The sequence below is a fragment of the Vibrio metoecus genome (assembly GCF_009665255.1).
Classification (GTDB): Bacteria; Pseudomonadota; Gammaproteobacteria; order Enterobacterales; family Vibrionaceae; genus Vibrio; species Vibrio metoecus_B.
This window is the reverse complement of sequence record NZ_CP035686.1, coordinates 2,674,996-2,699,674: the sequence shown is the minus strand read 5'-3', so window position 1 is coordinate 2,699,674 and position 24,679 is coordinate 2,674,996. Positions and strand designations below refer to the sequence as shown.

Genomic DNA, 24,679 nt, shown 5'->3' with positions numbered 1-24,679 from the left:
ACCGTGGGTAAAATCGTAGCAATCGCCAATCAGAAAGGCGGAGTTGGGAAAACAACAACTTGTATCAATTTGGCCGCCTCTATGGCCGCCACCAAACGCAAAGTATTGGTCGTCGATCTTGACCCGCAGGGTAATGCCACCATGGCGAGTGGGGTCGATAAATATCAGGTTGATTCCACAGCTTATGAGCTGTTAGTTGAAGATGCGCCCTTTGATCAAGTGGTTTGTCGTAAAACCACTGGGCATTACGATTTAATCGCCGCTAATGGCGATGTCACTGCCGCTGAAATCAAACTGATGGAAGTGTTTGCCCGCGAAGTACGTTTAAAAAATGCCTTGGCGCCAGTGCGTGATAACTATGATTTCATCTTTATCGATTGTCCGCCTTCTTTAAACCTCCTTACAATCAACGCCATGGCAGCAGCAGATTCCGTGCTGGTTCCTATGCAATGTGAGTATTTTGCGTTGGAAGGCTTAACCGCGTTAATGGATACGATTAGCAAGCTTGCCGCGGTGGTCAATGATAACCTCAAGATTGAAGGTTTATTGCGTACCATGTACGACCCGCGTAACCGCTTAGCCAATGAAGTGTCCGATCAATTGAAAAAGCACTTTGGTAGTAAAGTCTATCGTACGGTCATTCCTCGCAATGTCCGTTTGGCGGAAGCGCCAAGTCATGGTAAGCCAGCGATGTATTACGATAAACAATCCGCAGGAGCCAAAGCCTATTTGGCATTGGCTGGCGAGATGTTACGTCGCGAAGAGATTCCCGCATAAAACAACTATAGGAATTCGTATACATGACTAAACGTGGTTTAGGAAAAGGGCTAGATGCATTGCTGGCCACCAGTTCGTTGGCTCGCGAAAAGCAGCAAGTTGCTTCACTTAGCCAGTCAATGTCTACCGAAGGTGAGTTGGCGGATTTGTCCATCTCTAACCTTAAACCAGGTATCTACCAGCCACGTAAAGATCTTTCACCTGAAGCCTTGGAAGAGTTGGCGGCTTCGATTCAATCGCAAGGGATTATTCAGCCGATAGTCGTACGCCACTTATCAACGGGTGGTTATGAGATTATCGCTGGCGAGCGACGTTGGCGTGCTGCTAAACAAGCGGGCCTAAAACAAGTGCCTTGTTTGATTAAACAAGTGGAAGATCGTGCTGCGATCGCTATGGCTTTGATCGAAAATATCCAACGTGAAGATCTGAACGCGATGGAAGAAGCTCAAGCTTTGGATCGCTTACAGAATGAATTTAGCCTGACCCACCAGCAAGTGGCTGACGTGATTGGTAAATCACGTACGACAGTGACGAACTTGCTGCGCCTTAACCAACTGTGTGACGATGTAAAGCGTTTGCTAGAAACTAAGCAACTGGAAATGGGTCATGCTCGCGCACTGTTGATGTTAGAAGGTGAACAACAAGTTGAAATAGCTCAACAAGTTGCGAAGAAGCAGATGACAGTGCGTCAAACTGAACAACTTGTAAAAAAATGTTTAAGTGACCCATCTGACGCAAAAAACGTGTCAGAAGACCTAGAAATACAACAATTGTCACAAAATTTAAGTGAGAAATTAGCGGCAAAAGTCTCTATAGTGAGATCTCCAAACGGTAAATCTAAAGTGACTATTAGTCTTGATGAACCTCACAAATTAGAGCTACTGATTGCCAAGCTACAAAACTAAGTGAGATAATTGATTTAAATCAATTGTGATAATTCACATTGTTTATGCGAAAGTTGTCGGATTGTATGCAAAATTGTAACTTTTTGCGGTGTTTTCATTGCAATCAGTTGATGCCACCGTATAATTTTCGCCAATTTCCCAGTACGAAAAAGCGGTTCGAGCTGTGGTGATTACTAGAGGTAAGAATACATGGTAGCTGTGCTAGCGAGGCAAGGACGAGAGCTTGCAAAGCGATTGTTATTGATCCAGTTCAGTGCAGTTATGATTGTGGCGGCTGCGTTTGCAGTGACGGTAAATGGTGATTGGGGACTTTCAGCGTTGGTTGGCGGCGGCATTTTTGTCATTGCTAATGCTGTTTTTGCGTTTTGTGCTTTCCTGTTTGCAGGGGCGCGAGCGCTAAAAATGGTTGCGATTTCGTTTTATACGGGTGAAGCGCTGAAAATACTGATCACCATAGTCCTGTTTTCCGTTGCCTACATGTATATGCAGTTGGAACTTGTTCCACTGAAGCTAACCTATTTGCTGGCTCTAGGTATCAATATCTGTGCGCCAGTGCTATTCATTAACAACAAAAAATAGGATGAGTTATGGCTGCGCCAGGTGAAGCGCTCACACCTTCCAGTTATATCACTCACCACCTTTCTAACCTTTCAACTTACAAGTTGGGGTTGGTGGCGGAAGAGTCGAGTTTCTGGAACGTACACATCGATAGCCTGTTCTTCTCTGTTTTAACTGGACTGATATTCCTTGGAATATTTCGTGCAGTAGCCAGAAAAGCGACAGCGGGTGTTCCGGGTAAGCTGCAGTGTGCTGTTGAGATGGTGGTAGAGTTCGTTGACAAAAACGTCAAAGATACTTTCCATGGTCGCAATCCACTAATTGCTCCTTTAGCACTCACTATCTTTTGTTGGGTATTTTTTATGAACTTGATGGACCTTGTGCCTATCGATTTCTTACCTTACCCAGCACAGCATTGGCTTGGTATCCCTTATTTGAAGGTGGTGCCGTCTGCTGATGTGAATATCACCATGGCTATGGCTCTAGGCGTATTTGCTCTGATGATTTACTACAGCATCAAAGTGAAAGGTCTGGGCGGGTTTGCAAAAGAGTTAGCACTACACCCGTTTAATCACTGGATCATGATCCCGTTCAACCTGTTGATTGAAGTTGTTTCGCTGCTAGCGAAACCGCTATCACTCGGTATGCGTCTGTTCGGTAACATGTTCGCAGGTGAGGTAGTGTTTATTCTTTGTGCGGCTATGCTGCCATGGTACCTGCAATGGATGGGATCCCTACCTTGGGCTATCTTCCATATCTTGGTTATTTTGATCCAGTCGTTTGTATTTATGATGTTGACCATTGTGTATATGTCAATGGCTCATGAAGATAACGATCATTAATAAATTGAATTTTTAATACCCATTGAATCTTTGGAGAAATTAGATGGAAACTGTATTGAGCTTCTCTGCAATCGCTGTAGCTATTATTGTTGGTCTATGTGCGGTTGGTACTGCGATTGGTTTCGCTGTATTAGGCGGTAAGTTCTTGGAAGGCGCAGCTCGTCAACCAGAAATGGCTCCTATGCTGCAAGTTAAGATGTTCATCATCGCAGGTCTGTTGGATGCGGTTCCAATGATCGGTATCGTAATCGCTCTGCTATTCACATTCGCAAACCCATTCGTTGGTCAGCTAGCTGGTTAATCACGCTTTGTCCTGACAGATCGTTTCGATTTGTCGTTGATTAACACTAAGTCCATTTTAGGGGGTAGCTGTTGTGAATATGAACGCAACTCTGCTAGGTCAAGCTTTAGCTTTTGGTATGTTTGTGTGGTTCTGCATGAAATATGTATGGCCACCGATTATCAAAGCAATTGAAGATCGTCAGAAGAAAATTGCTGATGGTTTGCAAGCCGCTGAGCGTGCAAAGAAAGATCTCGACCTAGCACAAGCTAATGCTTCTGATCAATTAAAAGAAGCAAAACGCACAGCAACTGAGCTCATTGAGCAAGCGAATAAGCGTAAAGCACAAATCATCGACGAAGCACGTGAGGAAGCTCAGGCAGAACGCCAGAAAATCCTGACTCAAGCGGAAGCGGAGATTGAAGCAGAACGTAACCGTGCTCGTGATGAGCTGCGTAAACAGGTTGCAACTCTGGCAATTGCTGGTGCTGAGAAAATTATTGAGCGTTCAATCGATAAAGATGCGCACAAAGATATTCTCGACAACATTACTGCAAAACTTTAACGGAGGGGGCATATGTCGGATTTGACTACAATCGCACGCCCCTACGCTAAAGCAGCCTTTGATTTTGCGGTAGAAAAACAGCAACTGGACAATTGGAGCCAGATGCTTGCTTTCACCGCTGAAGTCGCAAAAAACGAACAAATGCACGAGCTGTTAACCAGCTCGGGCTCAGCAAGTAAATTAGCTGAGATTTTTATTGCAGTTTGTGGCGAACAGCTTGATGGTCATGGCCAAAACCTGATTAAGGTAATGGCAGAAAATGGTCGTCTGTTGGCGATTCCAGCTCTCAATGAACTCTTTGCAGTATTGAAGCAGGAACATGAGAAGAAAGTGGATGTGGAAGTGATTTCCGCCACTGAACTCAATGACCAACAGCGTTCAGAAATTGGCAGCAAGCTTGAGCAGCGTTTAGAGCGCAAAGTTCAGCTGAATTGCAGTGTAGATGAGACTCTGCTTAGCGGGGTCATTATTCGAGCCGGAGACTTAGTCATCGATAACTCAGCACGCGGACGTTTGAAGCGTCTGAGCGATGCATTGCAGTCTTGATGGGGATTGGAGCATGCAACTTAATTCCACGGAAATTAGCGATCTGATCAAACAACGTATTGAATCTTTCAACGTTGTTAGTGAAGCTCGCAACGAAGGTACTATCGTATCGGTAAGCGACGGTATCATTCGTATTCACGGCCTTGCAGATGTTATGCAAGGTGAAATGATTGAATTACCGGGCAACCGTTATGCACTGGCACTGAACCTTGAGCGTGACTCGGTTGGTGCGGTAGTAATGGGTCCATACGCAGACCTGCGTGAAGGTATGAAAGTAACAGGTACTGGCCGTATTTTGGAAGTTCCTGTTGGTCCTGAACTGCTAGGTCGTGTGGTTAACACTTTGGGTGAGCCTATTGATGGTAAAGGCCCTATCGGTGCAAAACTGACTTCACCTGTTGAAGTGATCGCACCGGGTGTTATCGATCGTAAATCGGTTGATCAACCTGTTCAGACTGGTTACAAATCAGTTGACTCGATGATCCCAATCGGCCGTGGCCAGCGTGAGCTGATCATCGGCGACCGTCAAACAGGTAAAACTGCGTTGGCGATTGATGCGATCATCAACCAGAAAAACTCTGGTATTTACTCTATCTATGTTGCTATCGGCCAGAAAGCGTCAACCATTGCGAACGTTGTTCGTAAATTGGAAGAGCACGGCGCACTGAAAAACACCATTGTTGTGGTGGCTTCAGCGTCTGAATCTGCTGCACTGCAATACCTCGCGCCTTACTCAGGTTGTGCGATGGGTGAATACTTCCGCGATCGCGGTGAAGATGCTCTGATTGTATACGATGACCTGTCTAAACAGGCTGTTGCTTACCGTCAAATCTCACTGCTTCTGCGTCGTCCACCAGGCCGTGAAGCTTTCCCTGGCGACGTATTCTACCTCCACTCTCGTCTACTAGAGCGTGCCGCTCGTGTAAACGAAGAGTACGTAGAGCGTTTCACTAAGGGTGAAGTGAAAGGTAAGACCGGTTCTCTAACCGCTCTGCCAATCATCGAAACTCAAGCTGGTGACGTATCGGCATTCGTACCGACCAACGTAATCTCGATCACTGATGGTCAGATCTTCCTACAAACTGAACTGTTCAACGCGGGCGTACGTCCAGCGGTTGACCCAGGTATCTCAGTTTCTCGTGTAGGTGGTGCAGCGCAAACCAAGATCGTTAAGAAGCTTTCTGGCGGTATCCGTACTGCTCTGGCTGCTTACCGTGAATTGGCGGCGTTTGCTCAGTTCTCTTCGGATCTGGATGAAGCGACCAAGCGTCAGCTGACTCACGGTCAGAAAGTCACTGAACTGATGAAGCAGAAACAGTATGCACCTATGTCTGTATTTGATCAGGCTCTGGTGATCTTTGCTGCGGAACGTGGCTATCTGACAGACGTAGAACTGAACAAGGTTCTCGACTTCGAAGCTGCTCTACTATCGTATGCTCGTGCTCATTACGCTGAATTGGCAGCGCAAATCGACAAGACGGGTGCTTACAACGATGAAATCGAAGCTCAGCTGAAGAAGCTGGTTGACGATTTCAAAGCAACCCAAACTTGGTAATGAGGTCGGTGGCAGTTTCTGCCACCAACTAACGGAGAGTAACGATGGCCGGCGCAAAAGAGATACGTACTAAGATCGGGAGTGTGAAAAGCACTCAGAAGATTACGAAAGCGATGGAAATGGTGGCTGCTTCTAAAATGCGTCGTTCACAGGACGCAATGGAGTCATCACGCCCTTACGCACAAACAATACGTAAAGTGATCGGTCATGTCGCCAACGCAAGTCTAGAGTATCGTCATCCGTATCTAGAAGAGCGTGAAGCGAAGCGAGTTGGTTACATCATTATTTCTACAGACCGCGGTTTGTGTGGTGGCTTGAACATTAACCTGTTCAAAAAAGCCATCACCGATATGCAAACCTGGAAAGAAAAAGGTGCGCAAATTGAGTTGGCGATTATCGGCTCTAAAGCAACCTCCTTTTTCAACAACAGCGGTGCGAAAGTAGCGGCTCAGGTTTCTGGTTTGGGCGACAGCCCAAGCTTAGAAGATCTGATCGGTTCGGTCGGCGTAATGCTGAAGAAATACGATAAAGGCGAATTAGATCGCCTCTATCTGGTGTTCAACCAGTTTGTGAACACCATGGTGCAAAAACCAAAGATCGATCAATTGCTACCTTTGCCAAAATCGGACAGCGAAGATATGCAGCGTGGTCACATGTGGGACTACATCTACGAACCAGAACCGAAGCCTCTGTTGGATGCGCTTTTACTGCGCTTCATCGAGTCACAGGTTTACCAAGGTGTTGTAGAGAACCTAGCGTGTGAGCAAGCAGCCCGAATGGTTGCGATGAAAGCTGCTACCGATAACGCGAGCAACCTGATTGATGATTTACAACTTGTGTACAACAAAGCCCGTCAGGCGGCGATTACACAAGAATTGTCGGAAATCGTAGGCGGCGCGGCTGCGGTTTAAGCTTAGGTAAAACAAACAGTTTAGAGGATTAACGATGGCTACAGGTAAGATCGTACAGATCATCGGTGCGGTAGTCGACGTAGAGTTCCCACAGAGCGAAGTACCAAGTGTTTACGATGCTCTGAATGTTGTGGATTCCAAAGAACGTCTGGTTCTGGAAGTTCAACAGCAGCTAGGCGGTGGCGTGATTCGCGCTATCGTTATGGGTAGCTCGGATGGTTTACGTCGTGGAATGACAGTACAAAACACTGGCGCTCCAATTTCAGTACCAGTAGGTACTAAAACCCTAGGTCGTATCATGAACGTGCTTGGTGATGCGATTGACGAACGTGGCGACATTGGCGCAGAAGAGGTGTATTCTATTCACCGCCCTGCACCAAGCTACGAAGAACAGTCTAGTGCAACTGAACTGCTGGAAACGGGTGTTAAGGTTATTGACCTTATCTGTCCGTTTGCGAAAGGCGGTAAAATCGGTCTGTTCGGTGGTGCGGGTGTAGGTAAGACCGTTAACATGATGGAACTTATCAACAACATCGCGCTGCAACACTCAGGTTTGTCAGTATTTGCAGGGGTTGGTGAGCGTACTCGTGAGGGTAACGACTTCTACCACGAAATGCAGGAAGCGGGCGTTGTAAACGTTGAGCAGCCAGAACTGTCGAAAGTAGCGATGGTTTACGGCCAGATGAACGAGCCACCAGGCAACCGTCTGCGTGTAGCACTGACTGGTCTGACTATGGCGGAACGATTCCGTGATGAAGGCCGTGACGTACTGCTGTTTATCGACAACATCTACCGTTACACCCTAGCGGGAACGGAAGTATCTGCTCTGCTTGGCCGTATGCCTTCAGCGGTAGGTTACCAGCCAACACTGGCTGAAGAGATGGGTGTTCTGCAAGAACGTATCACGTCAACCAAGAAAGGTTCTATCACCTCTGTACAAGCGGTATACGTACCTGCGGATGACTTGACTGACCCATCACCAGCAACCACGTTTGCTCACTTGGATGCAACCGTTGTTCTGAACCGTAACATCGCTGCTATGGGTCTATACCCAGCGATCGACCCACTGGATTCGACTTCACGTCAATTGGATCCATTGGTTGTTGGTCAAGAGCACTACGATGTGGCACGTGGCGTGCAAGCAACGCTACAACGCTATAAAGAGCTGAAAGACATCATCGCGATTCTAGGTATGGACGAACTGTCTGAAGCGGACAAGCAAGTGGTTGCTCGTGCGCGTAAGATCGAACGTTTCCTGACTCAGCCTTACCACGTAGCAGAAGTCTTTACTGGCGATCCAGGGGTATACGTATCTCTGAAAGAAACCCTACGTGGTTTCAAAGGTCTGCTGGCAGGTGACTACGATGACATTCCAGAGCAAGCGTTTATGTACTGCGGTACGATTGACGATGCTATCGAGAATGCGAAGAAGCTATAAGGCTGACTAGGAGGCGATATGGCAGCAATAACCTTTCATCTGGACGTTGTGAGCGCAGAGAAGAAACTGTTCTCTGGCTTAGTTGAAACGTTTCAGGTGACCGGTAGCGAAGGTGAGCTGGGTATTTTCCACGGCCATACACCGCTGCTGACCGCTATCAAGCCTGGTATGGTGCGTATTGTGAAACTGCACGGCCACGAAGAGTACATTTATGTCTCTGGTGGTATTGTTGAGGTTCAGCCGGGCACAGCAACTGTGTTGGCCGATACCGCAATTCGTGGAGAAGATCTGGACGCAGCTAAGGCTGAAGAAGCCAAACGTCGTGCGGAAGAGCGCATTCTCAACCAGCATGGCGACATGGACTTTGCACAAGCGGCCAGTGAACTGGCTAAAGCCATCGCGCAGCTTCGTGTGATTGAATTGACCAAAAAGCGTCGTTAATCATGCTTACAAGCTGATAAAAAGCCTGACCTATGTCAGGCTTTTTTGTCTCTTGCAAACGTGTTTATTCGCGAGAAAGTGTGCGGTTATGGGATGCTTTTGTCCCGTTATTGACTGATTGTTAATAAATTAACGTGATTTCCTATGAAAATAATCGCTGTTCTTATTTTCGAGATAATCGTCGATTAACTATTTTCGGTTTGCTGTTTAGAATACGACGCAGAAAAATGACTAGGTAGATAACAAATGAAATTCAGTACGGTAATTCTCGCGGCAGGGAAAGGAACTCGTATGCACTCCAATATGCCGAAGGTGCTGCATACATTGGCGGGTAAGCCTATGGTAAAACACGTGATCGATACGTGTAATAGCCTAGGCGCGCAAAATATCCATCTGGTTTATGGCCATGGTGGCGATCAGATGCAGCAGGCTCTGGTCAATGAAAATGTTAATTGGGTATTGCAAGCACAGCAATTGGGTACTGGTCATGCCGTAGATCAGGCCTCTCCCCATTTTCAAGATGATGAAAAAATCTTGGTGTTGTATGGTGATGTTCCGCTGATTTCAGAAGACACTATTGAAAGTTTACTTGAAGCACAGCCCACCGATGGCATTGCACTACTGACCGTTGTGCTGGATGACCCAACCGGTTATGGCCGTATCGTACGTAAACGTGGCCCGGTGGTGGCGATCGTTGAGCAAAAAGATGCCAGCGAAGAGCAAAAGCTGATCAAAGAAGTCAACACTGGGGTGTTGGTGGCAACTGGCCGTGATCTTAAGCGTTGGTTGGCAGGCTTGAACAACAATAACGCGCAAGGCGAATACTACCTGACTGACGTGATTGCGGCAGCGCATGATGAAGGCCGCGCGGTGGAAGCGGTACATCCCTCGCACTCAATTGAAGTGGAAGGAGTGAACGATCGCATTCAATTGGCGCGTCTTGAGCGTGCTTTCCAAGCGCGTCAGGCCAAGAAGCTGCTTGAGCAAGGTGTGATGCTGCGCGATCCTGCACGTTTTGACCTGCGCGGAACACTGCAGTGCGGTTCGGATGTGGAAATCGATGTTAACGTGATTATTGAAGGCAATGTATCGATCGGTAATAACGTAGTGATTGGCGCGGGCTCAATTCTCAAAGATTGTGAGATTGATGACAACACGGTGATCCGCCCATACAGCGTAATTGAAGGGGCGACGGTCGGTGAAAACTGTACGGTTGGGCCGTTTACTCGTCTACGTCCCGGAGCAGAGCTACGCGATGATGCTCATGTCGGCAACTTTGTGGAGATGAAAAATGCTCGTCTTGGCGAAGGCTCAAAAGCCAATCACCTGACTTATCTTGGCGATGCTGAGATTGGCAAAGGCGTGAATGTGGGCGCTGGGGTGATCACCTGTAACTACGACGGTGCCAATAAGCACAAAACCGTGATTGGTGATGATGTGTTTGTGGGTTCTGATTGCCAGCTCGTAGCGCCTGTAACCATTGGTAACGGTGCGACCATTGGTGCCGGTACAACCCTGACGAAGAATGTCGCTGAGGGTGAGTTAGTCATCACTCGCGCGCCAGAGCGCAAAATTTCAGGCTGGCAGCGTCCAGTGAAAAAGAAATAATTGAACCGATTGAAAAAAGAGCCGCATTCGCGGCTCTTTTTGTCTTACTCACATTCAGTTTATTCGTCACTGACCACGCGAGCATTGTCGGGGGGGTGAACTGTTCACGTAACTGACGGTTAGAGAGTATGTAACCTATCCACAATCCGCCAGTACACAACACAATCGCAATGCCTGTCACTGGCTGAGCTTGGCTTGCAAGCGCAGCCACTAGGGCGCTGGATAAACTGCTGACACTGATCTGTAAGCTGTTTTGTAATCCGGCAGCGGTTGCTGGGCTTTGCTTAGCACTGGATAAAGCACGGTTGACCACTATCGGATACATGGCACCATTAGCCACCGCAATTAAGCAGAACGGAGCCAAGATTGGCCAAATTGAGCTTAGTGTCCATTGTGAGGCGATAAAAATCATCGCTGCTGATAGGGTAAACAGCGCAATCAACTGTTTGAGCACCAGTTCATCACCGTATTTCTGAACCGCTTTCTTACCTAGGTAGCCACCCACCATAAATGCAATGGTTTGTGGAATAAAGCTCAGGCCAATATCCCGTGCTTGATAACCAAGCTGCGCCATGATTTCTGGCATCCCGGTCAGGTAGGCAAAAAATGCCGCTGATGCACAAGCAAACATCATCACATTGCCGAGATAGGTTTTGCTTTTCAGTAAACCTTTAATATCTTGCGCGATGGAAGTGGTTTTTGGTTCTGCCACTTCATTGGTTTGTAAGCCCGTACTCACCACCAACACAATACCCATCAAGGTTAAGGTTAAAAAGATGCTGTGCCAGCCAAAGTGATCCGCCAGCAGCACACCCAATTGCGGTGCCAGTGCTGGAGAGAGCGCCACCAACGGCATGATGGTCGCAAACATTTGTTGGCTGACTGAGCTTGGGTAACGCTTGATCACCATCGCCTGCCAAATGACCGCAGGCGCGCACACCCCAATCGCTTGGATAAAACGCAGCAGTAGCAGTTGCCATACCGTTGAGCTAAACGCGAGTCCGGCAGAGGCGAGGGTAAAAACGAGTAAGCCAGCAATCAGCGTATTACGATGGCCAAATTTGTCGGAAGCTAAGCCCCACAGTAACTGGCCAAGCGCCATCCCCACTAAGAACACCGTCAGTGATAGAGCGATTTGTTCAGGGCCGGTCGCAAAAGCGGTTTCCATCATTTTAAACGCAGGCAGATACATGTCGGTGGCAATAAAGCCGAGCATGGAGAGTGCCGAAAGGTAAACCAACTGGAAGAAAGATACTTTCATTTTTTCATGTCCATCAAAATTATTCACACATGTTTTTTTCAGTATCCGTTGGCGCCAACCAGGATTTTTCTGTAGTTACATTCTAGTTTTGTCTTGTGATGAAGAGAAACGGCAAATTTTTCGGTTATCATGCAAAAAAATTGATAGGTAGGTGAGTGATGTTTTCCAAATCCTCTTTGGAGATGTTGGATGCCGTAGCGCGTTTAGGCAGTTTTACTGCGGCAGCAGAGGTACTGCACAAAGTGCCTTCGGCTATCAGCTACAGTGTGCGCCAAATAGAGAGTGAACTGGGTGTGGTACTATTTCGCCGTTTACCGCGTAAGGTCGAGCTAACCCCTGCTGGTGAGCTGTTTATGCTTGAAGCAAGGCAGTTACTGCGCCAGATGGAGGAGATCCGCGCGCAAACCAAACGCGCTGCGCATGGTTGGCGTAAAACCCTGAAGGTGACACTCGATAACGTAGTCAAGCTGGACAAGATGAAGCCGATGGTGGAAGCCTTCTATCAAACCTTTAATTTCGCCGAGCTACAGATCAACATGGAAGTGTTCAACGGCTCGTGGGAAGCGATTGCACAAGGCCGCGCCGATATCGTGATTGGCGCAACCGCAGCAGTACCAGTTGGTGGCGATTTTGAAGTACGCGATATGGGCATTCTTGACTGGGCATTTGTGATGTCCCCCAATCATCCCTGCGTGCGCGAACAGAATTTGAGTGAAGAGTTTATCAGCCAGTTTTTAGCCATCTGTTTGGACGATACCTCAAGCGTATTACCCAAACGCCATACCGAACACTACCCTAAACAGCGCCGTTTGCTACTGCCAAACTGGTACAGCGCGATTGAAAGTTTAAAAAGTGGACTCGGAGTTGGCTATATGCCAAGGCATATGGCGCAGCCGCTACTGGCCAGCGGTCAGTTAGTGGAGAAGGTGCTGCCCGATGAAAAACTGCTTAGCCACTGCTGCCTAGTGTGGCGCAAAGACGATAATCATAAATTGATTGAGTGGATGGTGAATTATCTGGGCAGTAGCGATCAACTTTACAGTGATTGGCTACAAGCTAAATAACATTATAAGAAGAGCCAGCGTTGCTGGCTCTTAAACGACGCTTCAGTGATAGGCAAAACGGAAGGGTTATGGGCGCTCAAAAATGGTCGCAATACCCTGACCTAAGCCGATACACATGGTAGCAAGGCCATATTTCGCATCTTTGGCTTCCATCAAATTGATCAGCGTGGTTGAGATACGTGTACCCGAACAACCTAGTGGATGACCTAGCGCAATCGCGCCGCCATTGAGGTTGACCTTGTCATCCATCATCTCCAGTAAGCCTAAGTCTTTAGCGCAAGGTAGAGATTGTGCGGCAAACGCTTCGTTCAGTTCCACCACATCCATATCCTGCATGGTTAAGCCCGCACGTTGCAGCGCTTTATGGGTCGCAGGTACTGGGCCGTAACCCATGATGGAAGGATCGCAACCGGCCACGGCCATCGCTTTAATGCGAGCGCGAATGGTTAAACCGAGTGCTTTGGCTTTTTGCTCACTCATCACCAACATCGCTGAAGCACCATCCGAAAGTGCCGAAGAGGTTCCCGCGGTCACGGTACCGTTGGCCGGATCGAACACGGGACGCAGTTCAGCTAATCCCGCCACAGTGGTTTCTGGGCGGATCACTTCATCGTAATCGAGGGTGAACAGTGTACCATCGGCGGCATGACCTTCGGTTGGTAGAATCTCATTTTTAAAGCGACCTTCTAATGTTGCCGCATGGGCACGCGCATGAGAGCGCGCAGCGAACTCATCTTGCTGCTGACGGCTAATACCATGCAGCTTGCCGAGCATCTCTGCGGTCAGTCCCATCATTCCCGCTGCTTTGGCCACGTTCTTAGACAGACCCGGATGGAAATCAACGCCGTGAGTCATTGGCACGTGACCCATGTGCTCGACACCGCCCACTAAACAGATTTCCGCATCGCCGACCATAATCGCGCGCGCCGCATCGTGCAGCGCTTGCATGGACGATCCACACAAACGGTTTACGGTCACCGCGCCAATTTCAATTGGCAGACCCGCAAGCAGCGCTGCGTTACGCGCAACGTTAAAGCCTTGTTCAAGCGTTTGCTGCACACAGCCCCAATAAATGTCTTCAATCTCTTTTGGATCGACCTGTGGGTTGCGCGCCAGAATGCCCTTCATCAAATGTGCTGAAAGATCTTCCGCACGTTGGTGGCGAAATGCACCGCCTTTGGAGCGCCCCATCGGAGTACGCAAGCAATCAACAATCACTACAGTATTCATTTTTGTCATTCCTTTTCCAAACCGATTTACAGGGCACTGGCTTGCTGAGCGCTGTAGAAAGATGTTCCTTGTTGCGCCATGTTCTTCAGCAGTTGCGGTACTTGATAGAGCGCGCCGAGGTCAGCGTATTTTTCCGCCATAGCCACATAGTTGGCGATGCCGATGGTATCTAGGTAACGGAATACACCACCACGGAACGGAGGGAAGCCAAGACCGTACACCAACGCCATGTCAGCTTCTTGCGCGGAGGCGATGATCCCTTCTTCAAGACAGAGCACTACTTCATTAATCATCGGAATCATAGTGCGTTCGATAAGGGTTTGTGGGTCAAAGCTTTGTGGTGCGCCGCATACAGGCGCAAGAATGGCGAGCACGTCATCGCTGAAGGCTTTCTTCGGTTTGCCTTTTTTATCAACGGTGTACTGATAGAAGCCGCTGCCATTTTTCTGGCCAAATTTTTTCGCTTCGTACAGGGCATCAATCGCTTCTCGGCCGCTTTTCGCCATGCGAGTTGGGAAGCCTTCCGCCATCACTGCCTGAGCATGGTGTGCAGTATCAATGCCGACCACATCAAGCAAATACGCCGGGCCCATTGGCCAGCCGAATTGACGCTCCATCACTTTGTCGATTTCGGTGAAGTTTGCACCATCACGCATCAGTAGGCTAAAGCCTGCAAAGTAAGGGAAGAGTACGCGGTTAACGAAGAATCCTGGGCAGTCATTGACCACAATCGGTGATTTGCCCATTTTCGCCGCATAAGCAACCACGCGGTTGATGGTATCTTCTGAGGTGTGTTCACCACGGATGATTTCCACCAAAGGCATGCGATGCACAGGGTTAAAGAAGTGCATACCGCAGAAGTTCTGTGGGCGCTTGAGTGATTTGGCGAGCAGGTTAATGGGAATGGTCGAGGTGTTGGAGGTCAGAATCGTTTCTGCATCGACCAATCCTTCCACTTCGCTCAGTACCGCGGCTTTTACTTTCGGATTTTCCACCACGGCCTCAACAATCACATCCGCCCGATCAATTCCAGCGTAATGCAGAGAAGGGGTGATGGAAGCCAGAATGCCGGCCATTTTGAAACCATCGATCTTGCCGCGCTCTAACTGTTTGTTGAGGAGCTTGGCCGCTTCGGTCATGCCCAACTCTAAAGAGTGTGGTGCAATGTCTTTCATTAGCACAGGTACGCCTTTGAGAGCCGATTGATACGCGATGCCCCCACCCATAATGCCCGCGCCGAGCACGGCAGCGTGTTGGGTGTCTTGGCTTGCTGCTTTCGCGGATTGTTTGGCTAGGCCTTTGATGTATTGATCATTGAGGAAAATACCAACCAGTGCTTGCGCCTCGGTAGATTTGGCGAGCTTGATGAAGTGTTTGCGCTCGATATCCAGCGCAGCATCGCGTGATAAACGCGCCGCTTCCTCAATCGCTACTACCGCGGTCATAGGTGCTGGATAGTGTTTGCCTGCCACCTGAGCCACCACACCTTTCGCCATGGTAAAGCTCATCATGGCTTCCAGCTTGCTTAAAGTTAGTGCTGAGGTTTTCTGCTGACGGCGTTTTTGCCAATCCAGCTTCTCTTCAATCGCTTGAGTCAAAGTGGTGATTGCGGAATCGATCAGCTTGTCGCTATCGACAATCGCATCCAGTAATCCCACTTTTAACGCTTCTTCCGCGCGGCACGCTTTACCTTGGGTGATGATTTCCATCGCGCTGTCTGCGCCAATCAAACGAGGTAGGCGCACCGTTCCGCCAAATCCCGGCATGATGCCCAGTTTGGTTTCAGGCAAGCCAATGCTGGTGGTGGCATCACCAATCCGAAAATCGGTGGCGAGTACACACTCACAGCCGCCGCCAAGTGTGTGGCCTTTTAACGCTGACAAGGTGGGGAAAGGTAAATCTTCCAACTTGTTAAAAATGCGATTGGCAAACTGCAACCACTCATCCAATTCTGCTTCCGGTTTGGCAAATAGCCCGAGAAATTCGGTGATATCAGCGCCGACGATAAAAGCCTCTTTATCTGAGCTAAGTAGGAGGCCTTTGACACTGGAATCGGCAGCGAGCGCATCTAACGCTTTATCGAGTGATTCCAGTGTGTGTAAATCCAGTTTGTTAACGGAAGCAGGAGCACAGAAAGAGAGCTCGGCAATTCCATTAGCGAGTTGCTTTACCTGTAGGGTTTTGGCTTGGTAAATCATTGTCTATCTCCGTGACATACAATCGGTGATTGCGTGTGAGAGCGGTTATTGTTGTTAATTCTGGTTTGACCAGTTAATTCAGTGTGAACTGGAGAATGGCGAATTTCAATACATTTTTTAAACAAGTGTTTAACATTGTGCACTATCGCTGAGAGTCGTTATTTCAAATGCATATCGTGCTAGACTGTGCCACTTTATTTTTGAGTGCTTGAACCATGAATCTTCAGCCGTATCTCATTCCTGCTGAATCCACTCAGTTTGAAGAAGAGATCAAAAAAAGCCTCTTTATTACGTATCTGGCCCATACTCCTGGGATCGATTCGGCGAAAGCTTTTGTCGAAGAGATAAAGCGCCGTCATGCTGATGCTCGGCATCATTGCTGGGCGTTTGTAGCAGGGCGACCGCAAGATTCTAGGTTGTGGGGATTTAGTGATGATGGTGAGCCATCCGGTACTGCGGGTAAACCCATCTTGGCTCAGCTGAGCGGGAGTGGTGTCGGGGAAATCACTGCGGTGGTTACTCGTTACTATGGTGGCGTACTGCTAGGAACTGGTGGGCTCGTTAAAGCCTATGGGGCGGAGTGCAGCAAGCCCTCAAGCGACTTCAAACTATTGAGAAAAAAATCACCACATCTGTGCACCTGACGCTAGACTACGCCATGATTCCATTACTCCATTCCTTAATGGCGCAATTTTCAGCCACGGAAAGGGAGGCTCACTATAATGAACAAGTACAGTTGGTCGTGGAATTGGAAGCATTGCAATGTGATGCCTTCCTGCAAGCTGTGATCAATAAAAGTGGCGCAAAAATACAGGTGATAAGTTCACCAGAATACACAGCCAGAACTTAGCGAGTCAGCACAAACCATAATGCAATTTCGTTCAATTATCCGTATTGTCGGGCTTCTGCTCGCTCTATTTAGCGTTTCTATGCTTGCGCCTGCGTTGGTGGCTTTAATCTACCGCGATGGAGCGGGTGTGGCATTTGTTTCCACTTTTTTTGTGCTGCTGCTGTGTGGCGGCTTATTCTGGTTTCCAAACCGCCACTATAAACATGAACTCAAAGCACGAGATGGCTTTTTAATTGTCGTTTTGTTTTGGACGGTAATCGGCAGCGCTGGTTCACTGCCTTTTTTACTCGCGGCCGATCCTAACATTTCAGTCACCGATGCGTTTTTCGAATCCTTTTCGGCATTAACGACCACGGGAGCCACCGTGATTGTTGGGTTAGATGAATTACCTAAAGCTATCCTTTTCTATCGCCAATTTTTGCAATGGTTTGGTGGGATGGGGATCATCGTACTCGCCGTAGCAATTTTGCCTGTGCTTGGCATCGGTGGGATGCAGCTGTATCGAGCAGAAATCCCTGGGCCAGTCAAAGACACCAAAGTGACTCCACGGATTGCAGAAACCGCCAAAGCGCTTTGGTATATCTACTTGAGCTTAACCATCGCTTGCGCCAGTGCTTTCTGGTTAGCGGGAATGAGCTTATTTGATGCGATTTGCCATAGCTTCTCGACCATCGCCATCGGCGGTTTCTCAACTCACGATGCCAGTATGGGTTACTTCGATAGCTATGCGATAAATCTGATCACCGTAGTTTTCTTACTGATTTCATCATGTAACTTCACGTTGCACTACGCGGCTTTTGCTACAGGTGGGGTGCACCCTAAGTACTATTGGCGCGATCCTGAGTTCCGTGCTTTCTGCGTAATTCAAACTCTGCTGTTTGTTGTCTGCTTTTCTGTTTTATTGAAACATCACTCTTATGACAGCTTTTACCAAGCGTTTGACCAAGCACTGTTTCAAACCGTATCCATTTCGACCACGGCAGGGTTTACCACTACGGGATTTTCGGACTGGCCGCTCTTTCTACCTGTGTTATTGCTGTTCTCGTCTTTTATTGGGGGATGTGCGGGTTCAACAGGCGGTGGCATGAAAGTGATCCGTGTGTTGCTACTTACCCTACAAGGGGCTCGGGAAATGAAGCGCTTAGTTCACCCTCGCGCCATCTATCCCATCAAACTTGGCGGCAGAGCACTCTCACAGCGCGTCGTGGATGCGGTATGGGGCTTCTTCTCTGCTTATGCACTGGTGTTTGTCGTGTGTATGCTTGCACTCATCGCCACGGGAATGGATGAGCTCAGCGCATTTTCTGCTGTCGCCGCCACATTGAATAACTTGGGGCCAGGCCTTGGGGAAGTCGCCGTACACTTTGCGGATGTGAATGACAAAGCTAAGTGGATTTTGATTGCGTCCATGCTCTTTGGACGCTTAGAAATATTTACTCTATTGATTCTGCTTACGCCGACATTCTGGCGTAGTTAGTGATAATACTAAGGAGAGAGCTGTGAAAGCGTTACTGTTGTACTCAAGCCAAGAAGGCCAAACGCGGAAAATTATTGAACGTATTGCACAGCAGATGCCGGAGTACGATTGTGATATCCAAGATCTGCATCAGGTTAATGAGATTGCGTTGACTGATTACGACAAAATCCTGATTGGTGCATCGATTCGTTACGGCCGCCTCAATGAAAAGCTCTATCAATTTATTCAACGTCATGTCACGACGCTGACGAATAGCAAAGCCGCTTTCTTCTGCGTCAATCTCACTGCGAGAAAAGAAGATCAAGGAAAAGATACGCCAGAAGGGAGTGTCTATATTCAAACCTTCTTGAAAAAGTCACTTTGGCAGCCAGAGCGTATCGCCGTATTTGCTGGGGCACTGTATTACCCACGCTACCGTTGGTTCGATAAAATGATGATACGGTTAATTATGACGTTAACGGGTGGAGAAACGGATACCAGCAAAGAAGTGGAGTACACCAACTGGAATAAAGTCTCTCAATTTGCCGAACAATTCCGCAATTGGTAGAGAAAACCATCACTTTCAGGCCTTGGTGACTCTTTTTTCATCGAACAGTGAAAAAAGACGAAAAAAAATCAAAAAAACACTTGTCAGTGTGAAGTAGATCTCTATAATGCGCCCTCACTGACACGGCAGACGCAACAAGCGTTAGCAGTGATTCAGTTCGGTATTTTAGGTGGCGAAATCGCCAACGAAAATAAACTGAAAAAAGTGTTTGACACGACAGTTTATCTCGCTAAAATGGCCGCCTCTTCTAAAGCAGACCGCCAAGAAGACCGCTCTTTAACAATATAAACCAATCAATCTGTGTGGGCACTCGTTGATGATAATCAAAAAAGATTTATCAATGAACTGAGTGACCATTTGAATGAGCAATCATTCAGCACAGTCAATTCAACATTACTATGTAATGTTATCAGTATTCATTGAGCCGAAGCGAAAGCTTCAAAAAACTTTTAATTGAAGAGTTTGATCATGGCTCAGATTGAACGCTGGCGGCAGGCCTAACACATGCAAGTCGAGCGGCAGCACAGAGGAACTTGTTCCTTGGGTGGCGAGCGGCGGACGGGTGAGTAATGCCTGGGAAATTGCCCGGTAGAGGGGGATAACCATTGGAAACGATGGCTAATACCGCATAACCTCGTAAGAGCAAAGCAGGGGACCTTCGGGCCTTGCGCTACCGGATATGCCCAGGTGGGATTAGCTAGTTGGTGAGGTAAGGGCTCACCAAGGCGACGATCCCTAGCTGGTCTGAGAGGATGATCAGCCACACTGGAACTGAGACACGGTCCAGACTCCTACGGGAGGCAGCAGTGGGGAATATTGCACAATGGGCGCAAGCCTGATGCAGCCATGCCGCGTGTATGAAGAAGGCCTTCGGGTTGTAAAGTACTTTCAGTAGGGAGGAAGGTGGTTAAGCTAATACCTTAATCATTTGACGTTACCTACAGAAGAAGCACCGGCTAACTCCGTGCCAGCAGCCGCGGTAATACGGAGGGTGCAAGCGTTAATCGGAATTACTGGGCGTAAAGCGCATGCAGGTGGTTTGTTAAGTCAGATGTGAAAGCCCTGGGCTCAACCTAGGAATCGCATTTGAAACTGACAAGCTAGAGTACTGTAGAGGGGGGTAGAATTTCAGGTGTAGCGGTGAAATGCGTAGAGATCTGAAGGAATACCGGTGGCGAAGGCGGCCCCCTGGACAGATACTGACACTCAGATGCGAAAGCGTGGGGAGCAAACAGGATTAGATACCCTGGTAGTCCACGCCGTAAACGATGTCTACTTGGAGGTTGTGACCTAGAGTCGTGGCTTTCGGAGCTAACGCGTTAAGTAGACCGCCTGGGGAGTACGGTCGCAAGATTAAAACTCAAATGAATTGACGGGGGCCCGCACAAGCGGTGGAGCATGTGGTTTAATTCGATGCAACGCGAAGAACCTTACCTACTCTTGACATCCAGAGAATCTAGCGGAGACGCTGGAGTGCCTTCGGGAACTCTGAGACAGGTGCTGCATGGCTGTCGTCAGCTCGTGTTGTGAAATGTTGGGTTAAGTCCCGCAACGAGCGCAACCCTTATCCTTGTTTGCCAGCACGTAATGGTGGGAACTCCAGGGAGACTGCCGGTGATAAACCGGAGGAAGGTGGGGACGACGTCAAGTCATCATGGCCCTTACGAGTAGGGCTACACACGTGCTACAATGGCGTATACAGAGGGCAGCGATACCGCGAGGTGGAGCGAATCTCACAAAGTACGTCGTAGTCCGGATTGGAGTCTGCAACTCGACTCCATGAAGTCGGAATCGCTAGTAATCGCAAATCAGAATGTTGCGGTGAATACGTTCCCGGGCCTTGTACACACCGCCCGTCACACCATGGGAGTGGGCTGCAAAAGAAGCAGGTAGTTTAACCTTCGGGAGGACGCTTGCCACTTTGTGGTTCATGACTGGGGTGAAGTCGTAACAAGGTAGCGCTAGGGGAACCTGGCGCTGGATCACCTCCTTACACGATGGTTATCGTGATGAGTGTCCACACAGATTGATTCGGTTTAGATTAGAGAAGAGTATCTTAGTGTCCCGTTCGTCTAGAGGCCTAGGACACCGCCCTTTCACGGCGGTAACAGGGGTTCGACTCCCCTACGGGATACCACTTCCGTTGCGAAGTTAGGGGGTCGTTAGCTCAGTCGGTAGAGCAGTTGACTTTTAATCAATTGGTCGCAGGTTCGAATCCTGCACGACCCACCATTATCTTCCTCCACAGGAAGTAAAACATGTGGGCGATTAGCTCAGTTGGGAGAGCACCTGCCTTACAAGCAGGGGGTCACTGGTTCGAACCCGGTATCGCCCACCACTCTTTAAGTATTTTTGGAATGAACTTCCAAACCACCAAAAGCTGCGTGGTTCGGATTTTTGCCGCCGAAAGTCCTTAAAAAGTGGTTCTTAGTGATAAGAAATACTTTGCTCTTTAACAATTTGGAAAGCTGACAAAACAACAATTTATTGTTGTTTGTAAAGTTCTCAATGTTTATCGAAAGATAAACACCAACAACACATTCAAGTGTGCTTGGTATCGAATAAGACTTCGGTCTTGTTCAAAATTTGAGTCCGGCAAAATCTGTCTCGCACTCATGTAAATTAAACGCGAGACAACTTAGGTTGTTTAAACAACAACCCGAAACTCCTTCGGGTTGTATGGTTAAGTGACTAAGCGTACACGGTGGATGCCTGGGCAGTCAGAGGCGATGAAGGACGTACTAACTTGCGATAAGCGCAGATAAGGCAGTAAGAGCCGTTTGAGTCTGCGATTTCCGAATGGGGAAACCCAACTGCATAAGCAGTTACTGTTAACTGAATACATAGGTTAACAGAGCAAACCGGGGGAACTGAAACATCTAAGTACCCCGAGGAGAAGAAATCAACCGAGATTCCGGTAGTAGCGGCGAGCGAACCTGGATTAGCCCTTAAGCACTCGGTGAAGTAGGTGAACAAGCTGGAAAGCTTGGCGATACAGGGTGATAGCCCCGTAACCGACGCTTCATCGAGCGTGAAATCGAGTAGGGCGGGACACGTGATATCCTGTCTGAATATGGGGGGACCATCCTCCAAGGCTAAATACTCCTGACTGACCGATAGTGAACCAGTACCGTGAGGGAAAGGCGAAAAGAACCCCTGTGAGGGGAGTGAAATAGAACCTGAAACCGTGTACGTACAAGCAGTAGGAGCACCTTCGTGGTGTGACTGCGTACCTTTTGTATAATGGGTCAGCGACTTATATTCAGTGGCAAGGTTAACCGTATAGGGGAGCCGTAGCGAAAGCGAGTCTTAACTGGGCGCTCAGTCTCTGGATATAGACCCGAAACCGGGTGATCTAGCCATGGGCAGGTTGAAGGTTGAGTAACATCAACTGGAGGACCGAACCGACTAATGTTGAAAAATTAGCGGATGACTTGTGGCTAGGGGTGAAAGGCCAATCAAACTCGGAGATAGCTGGTTCTCCCCGAAAGCTATTTAGGTAGCGCCTCGGACGAATACTACTGGGGGTAGAGCACTGTTAAGGCTAGGGGGTCATCCCGACTTACCAACCCTTTGCAAACTCCGAATACCAGTAAGTACTATCCGGGAGACACACGGCGGGTGCTAACGTCCGTCGTGGAGAGGGAAACAACCCAGACCGCCAGCTAAGGTCCCAAAGTATTGCTAAGTGGGAAACGATGTGGGAAGGCTCAGACAGCTAGGATGTTGGCTTAGAAGCAGCCATCATTTAAAGAAAGCGTAATAGCTCACTAGTCGAGTCGGCCTGCGCGGAAGATGTAACGGGGCTAAGCAATACACCGAAGCTGCGGCAATGTCCTTTGGGCATTGGGTAGGGGAGCGTTCTGTAAGCCGTTGAAGGTGAATCGTAAGGTTTGCTGGAGGTATCAGAAGTGCGAATGCTGACATGAGTAACGACAAGGGGGGTGAAAAACCTCCCCGCCGGAAGACCAAGGGTTCCTGTCCAACGTTAATCGGGGCAGGGTGAGTCGACCCCTAAGGCGAGGCCGAAAGGCGTAGTCGATGGGAAACGGGTTAATATTCCCGTACTCAATCAAATTGCGATGGGGGGACGGAGAAGGCTAGGTGGGCCAGGCGACGGTTGTCCTGGTTCAAGTGCGTAGGCTTAAGAGTTAGGTAAATCCGGCTCTTTTTAAGGCTGAGACACGACGTCGAGCACCTACGGGTGTGAAGTCATTGATGCCATGCTTCCAGGAAAAGCCTCTAAGCTTCAGATTTGATGGAATCGTACCCCAAACCGACACAGGTGGTCGGGTAGAGAATACCAAGGCGCTTGAGAGAACTCGGGTGAAGGAACTAGGCAAAATGGTACCGTAACTTCGGGAGAAGGTACGCTCTTGATGGTGAAGTCCCTCGCGGATGGAGCTGACGAGAGTCGCAGATACCAGGTGGCTGCAACTGTTTATTAAAAACACAGCACTGTGCAAAATCGCAAGATGACGTATACGGTGTGACGCCTGCCCGGTGCCGGAAGGTTAATTGATGGGGTTAGCGTAAGCGAAGCTCTTGATCGAAGCCCCGGTAAACGGCGGCCGTAACTATAACGGTCCTAAGGTAGCGAAATTCCTTGTCGGGTAAGTTCCGACCTGCACGAATGGCGTAATGATGGCCACGCTGTCTCCACCCGAGACTCAGTGAAATTGAAATCGCTGTGAAGATGCAGTGTACCCGCGGCTAGACGGAAAGACCCCGTGAACCTTTACTACAGCTTGGCACTGAACATTGAACCTACATGTGTAGGATAGGTGGGAGGCTATGAAGACGTGACGCTAGTTGCGTTGGAGCCGTCCTTGAAATACCACCCTTGTATGTTTGATGTTCTAACTTAGACCCATTATCTGGGTTGAGGACAGTGCCTGGTGGGTAGTTTGACTGGGGCGGTCTCCTCCCAAAGAGTAACGGAGGAGCACGAAGGTGGGCTAATCACGGTTGGACATCGTGAGGTTAGTGCAATGGCATAAGCCCGCTTAACTGCGAGAATGACGGTTCGAGCAGGTGCGAAAGCAGGTCATAGTGATCCGGTGGTTCTGTATGGAAGGGCCATCGCTCAACGGATAAAAGGTACTCCGGGGATAACAGGCTGATACCGCCCAAGAGTTCATATCGACGGCGGTGTTTGGCACCTCGATGTCGGCTCATCACATCCTGGGGCTGAAGTCGGTCCCAAGGGTATGGCTGTTCGCCATTTAAAGTGGTACGCGAGCTGGGTTTAGAACGTCGTGAGACAGTTCGGTCCCTATCTGCCGTGGGCGTTGGAAGATTGAAGGGGGCTGCTCCTAGTACGAGAGGACCGGAGTGGACGAACCTCTGGTGTTCGGGTTGTGTCGCCAGACGCATTGCCCGGTAGCTAAGTTCGGAATCGATAACCGCTGAAAGCATCTAAGCGGGAAGCGAGCCCTGAGATGAGTCTTCCCTGACAGTTTAACTGTCCTAAAGGGTTGTTCGAGACTAGAACGTTGATAGGCAGGGTGTGTAAGCGTTGTGAGGCGTTGAGCTAACCTGTACTAATTGCCCGTGAGGCTTAACCATACAACACCCAAGGGGTTTTGTAGTGGACTCAAAGCTAAGCGCATAAGAATGTGTGTGA

Annotated in this window: 18 protein-coding genes, 3 tRNA genes, 2 rRNA genes and 2 pseudogenes; 22 read left to right on the top strand and 3 right to left on the bottom strand. The window is 48.7% G+C overall.

The annotated features are described in order from the left end of the window. The first annotated feature begins 3 nt into the window (after positions 1 to 3). The 12 genes from EPB59_RS12275 to glmU all read left to right on the top strand — a co-directional run bounded on the left by EPB59_RS12275 (position 4) and on the right by glmU (position 10,426). Entirely contained in the window at positions 4 to 777 is a 774-nt protein-coding gene (locus tag EPB59_RS12275; protein ID WP_000516545.1) for a ParA family protein, read from the top strand. 23 nt (positions 778 to 800) lie between these two features. Continuing rightward, entirely contained in the window at positions 801 to 1,682 is an 882-nt protein-coding gene (locus EPB59_RS12270) for a ParB/RepB/Spo0J family partition protein (protein ID WP_154172991.1), read from the top strand. 189 nt (positions 1,683 to 1,871) lie between these two features. Next, positions 1,872 to 2,261, top strand: coding sequence for a F0F1 ATP synthase subunit I (locus EPB59_RS12265; RefSeq protein WP_055051965.1), 390 nt, complete (start codon positions 1,872 to 1,874; stop codon positions 2,259 to 2,261). 8 nt (positions 2,262 to 2,269) lie between these two features. After that, positions 2,270 to 3,082 (top strand): F0F1 ATP synthase subunit A, encoded by an 813-nt coding sequence (atpB, locus tag EPB59_RS12260; protein WP_055051964.1) that lies wholly within the window; start codon positions 2,270 to 2,272, stop codon positions 3,080 to 3,082. Positions 3,083 to 3,125: 43 nt separating this feature from the next. Continuing rightward, positions 3,126 to 3,383, top strand: coding sequence for a F0F1 ATP synthase subunit C (atpE, locus tag EPB59_RS12255; RefSeq protein WP_000450922.1), 258 nt, complete (start codon positions 3,126 to 3,128; stop codon positions 3,381 to 3,383). 73 nt (positions 3,384 to 3,456) lie between these two features. Further along, on the top strand, positions 3,457 to 3,927 hold the full coding sequence (atpF, locus tag EPB59_RS12250) for a F0F1 ATP synthase subunit B (RefSeq protein WP_032470338.1): 471 nt from the start codon (positions 3,457 to 3,459) through the stop codon (positions 3,925 to 3,927). 12 nt (positions 3,928 to 3,939) lie between these two features. Beyond that, a complete protein-coding gene (gene atpH, locus EPB59_RS12245) occupies positions 3,940 to 4,473 on the top strand; it encodes a F0F1 ATP synthase subunit delta (RefSeq protein WP_154172989.1) in 534 nt (177 codons plus the stop codon). Between the two features lie 13 nt (positions 4,474 to 4,486). Then, on the top strand, positions 4,487 to 6,028 hold the full coding sequence (gene atpA, locus EPB59_RS12240; protein ID WP_001176737.1) for a F0F1 ATP synthase subunit alpha: 1,542 nt from the start codon (positions 4,487 to 4,489) through the stop codon (positions 6,026 to 6,028). Between the two features lie 44 nt (positions 6,029 to 6,072). Then, complete coding sequence (gene atpG / locus EPB59_RS12235; protein WP_000896518.1) at positions 6,073 to 6,939, top strand: F0F1 ATP synthase subunit gamma; 867 nt, start codon at positions 6,073 to 6,075, stop codon at positions 6,937 to 6,939. A 34-nt stretch (positions 6,940 to 6,973) separates the two neighbouring features. Then, complete coding sequence (atpD, locus tag EPB59_RS12230) at positions 6,974 to 8,377, top strand: F0F1 ATP synthase subunit beta (RefSeq protein ID WP_000190492.1); 1,404 nt, start codon at positions 6,974 to 6,976, stop codon at positions 8,375 to 8,377. Positions 8,378 to 8,395: 18 nt separating this feature from the next. Then, positions 8,396 to 8,818 carry a F0F1 ATP synthase subunit epsilon gene (locus EPB59_RS12225; RefSeq protein ID WP_000719050.1) on the top strand — a complete coding sequence of 141 codons (423 nt, stop codon included), beginning with the start codon at positions 8,396 to 8,398 and terminating at the stop codon, positions 8,816 to 8,818. A gap of 246 nt (positions 8,819 to 9,064) precedes the next feature. Then, a complete protein-coding gene (gene glmU, locus EPB59_RS12220) occupies positions 9,065 to 10,426 on the top strand; it encodes a bifunctional UDP-N-acetylglucosamine diphosphorylase/glucosamine-1-phosphate N-acetyltransferase GlmU (protein WP_154172987.1) in 1,362 nt (453 codons plus the stop codon). A gap of 59 nt (positions 10,427 to 10,485) precedes the next feature. Here the strand turns inward: glmU and punC are convergent. Beyond that, a pseudogene (punC, locus tag EPB59_RS12215) lies at positions 10,486 to 11,687 on the bottom strand (purine nucleoside transporter PunC). Positions 11,688 to 11,845: 158 nt separating this feature from the next. Between punC and punR the strand changes: the two are divergent. After that, a complete protein-coding gene (gene punR / locus EPB59_RS12210; RefSeq protein ID WP_195707005.1) occupies positions 11,846 to 12,751 on the top strand; it encodes a DNA-binding transcriptional activator PunR in 906 nt (301 codons plus the stop codon). Between the two features lie 66 nt (positions 12,752 to 12,817). Here the strand turns inward: punR and fadA are convergent, their stop codons facing one another. Together fadA and fadB are read right to left on the bottom strand one after the other, a co-directional pair. Next, positions 12,818 to 13,981 carry an acetyl-CoA C-acyltransferase FadA gene (fadA, locus tag EPB59_RS12205; protein ID WP_154172983.1) on the bottom strand — a complete coding sequence of 388 codons (1,164 nt, stop codon included), beginning with the start codon at positions 13,979 to 13,981 and terminating at the stop codon, positions 12,818 to 12,820. 26 nt (positions 13,982 to 14,007) lie between these two features. Continuing rightward, positions 14,008 to 16,179, bottom strand: coding sequence for a fatty acid oxidation complex subunit alpha FadB (gene fadB / locus EPB59_RS12200; protein ID WP_154172981.1), 2,172 nt, complete (start codon positions 16,177 to 16,179; stop codon positions 14,008 to 14,010). Positions 16,180 to 16,394: 215 nt separating this feature from the next. Between fadB and EPB59_RS12195 the strand changes: the two are divergent. The 9 genes and pseudogenes from EPB59_RS12195 to EPB59_RS12155 all read left to right on the top strand — a co-directional run bounded on the left by EPB59_RS12195 (position 16,395) and on the right by EPB59_RS12155 (position 24,621). After that, positions 16,395 to 17,029: pseudogene (locus EPB59_RS12195) on the top strand (YigZ family protein). A gap of 19 nt (positions 17,030 to 17,048) precedes the next feature. Then, the gene (locus tag EPB59_RS12190; protein ID WP_055051957.1) at positions 17,049 to 18,506 is read left to right on the top strand and encodes a TrkH family potassium uptake protein; all 1,458 of its coding nucleotides are present in this window, start codon (positions 17,049 to 17,051) and stop codon (positions 18,504 to 18,506) included. Between the two features lie 22 nt (positions 18,507 to 18,528). After that, positions 18,529 to 19,053 carry a menaquinone-dependent protoporphyrinogen IX dehydrogenase gene (gene hemG, locus EPB59_RS12185; RefSeq protein ID WP_154172979.1) on the top strand — a complete coding sequence of 175 codons (525 nt, stop codon included), beginning with the start codon at positions 18,529 to 18,531 and terminating at the stop codon, positions 19,051 to 19,053. 147 nt (positions 19,054 to 19,200) lie between these two features. Beyond that, entirely contained in the window at positions 19,201 to 19,341 is a 141-nt protein-coding gene (locus tag EPB59_RS12180) for a hypothetical protein (RefSeq protein ID WP_154172977.1), read from the top strand. Positions 19,342 to 19,503: 162 nt separating this feature from the next. After that, positions 19,504 to 21,046: ribosomal RNA gene (locus EPB59_RS12175) — 16S ribosomal RNA — on the top strand. A 68-nt stretch (positions 21,047 to 21,114) separates the two neighbouring features. After that, a tRNA-Glu gene (locus EPB59_RS12170) sits at positions 21,115 to 21,190 on the top strand. Positions 21,191 to 21,209: 19 nt separating this feature from the next. Beyond that, positions 21,210 to 21,285, top strand: a tRNA-Lys gene (locus EPB59_RS12165). 30 nt (positions 21,286 to 21,315) lie between these two features. Continuing rightward, a tRNA-Val gene (locus EPB59_RS12160) sits at positions 21,316 to 21,391 on the top strand. Between the two features lie 343 nt (positions 21,392 to 21,734). Beyond that, a 23S ribosomal RNA gene (locus tag EPB59_RS12155) occupies positions 21,735 to 24,621 on the top strand. Together the 16S and 23S rRNA genes with 3 tRNA genes alongside form the textbook arrangement of a ribosomal RNA operon. Positions 24,622 to 24,679: the final 58 nt, after the last annotated feature.

Coding starts and splice junctions, on each gene's coding strand:
- atpE (WP_000450922.1), top strand. CDS start 3,126: ATGGAAACTGTATTGAGCTTCTCTGCAATCGCTGTAGCTATTATTGTT.
- atpH (WP_154172989.1), top strand. CDS start 3,940: ATGTCGGATTTGACTACAATCGCACGCCCCTACGCTAAAGCAGCCTTT.
- EPB59_RS12225 (WP_000719050.1), top strand. CDS start 8,396: ATGGCAGCAATAACCTTTCATCTGGACGTTGTGAGCGCAGAGAAGAAA.
- atpA (WP_001176737.1), top strand. CDS start 4,487: ATGCAACTTAATTCCACGGAAATTAGCGATCTGATCAAACAACGTATT.
- atpB (WP_055051964.1), top strand. CDS start 2,270: ATGGCTGCGCCAGGTGAAGCGCTCACACCTTCCAGTTATATCACTCAC.
- atpD (WP_000190492.1), top strand. CDS start 6,974: ATGGCTACAGGTAAGATCGTACAGATCATCGGTGCGGTAGTCGACGTA.
- fadB (WP_154172981.1), bottom strand. CDS start 16,179: ATGATTTACCAAGCCAAAACCCTACAGGTAAAGCAACTCGCTAATGGA.
- fadA (WP_154172983.1), bottom strand. CDS start 13,981: ATGAATACTGTAGTGATTGTTGATTGCTTGCGTACTCCGATGGGGCGC.
- glmU (WP_154172987.1), top strand. CDS start 9,065: ATGAAATTCAGTACGGTAATTCTCGCGGCAGGGAAAGGAACTCGTATG.
- atpG (WP_000896518.1), top strand. CDS start 6,073: ATGGCCGGCGCAAAAGAGATACGTACTAAGATCGGGAGTGTGAAAAGC.
- EPB59_RS12270 (WP_154172991.1), top strand. CDS start 801: ATGACTAAACGTGGTTTAGGAAAAGGGCTAGATGCATTGCTGGCCACC.
- EPB59_RS12190 (WP_055051957.1), top strand. CDS start 17,049: ATGCAATTTCGTTCAATTATCCGTATTGTCGGGCTTCTGCTCGCTCTA.
- EPB59_RS12265 (WP_055051965.1), top strand. CDS start 1,872: ATGGTAGCTGTGCTAGCGAGGCAAGGACGAGAGCTTGCAAAGCGATTG.
- punR (WP_195707005.1), top strand. CDS start 11,846: ATGTTTTCCAAATCCTCTTTGGAGATGTTGGATGCCGTAGCGCGTTTA.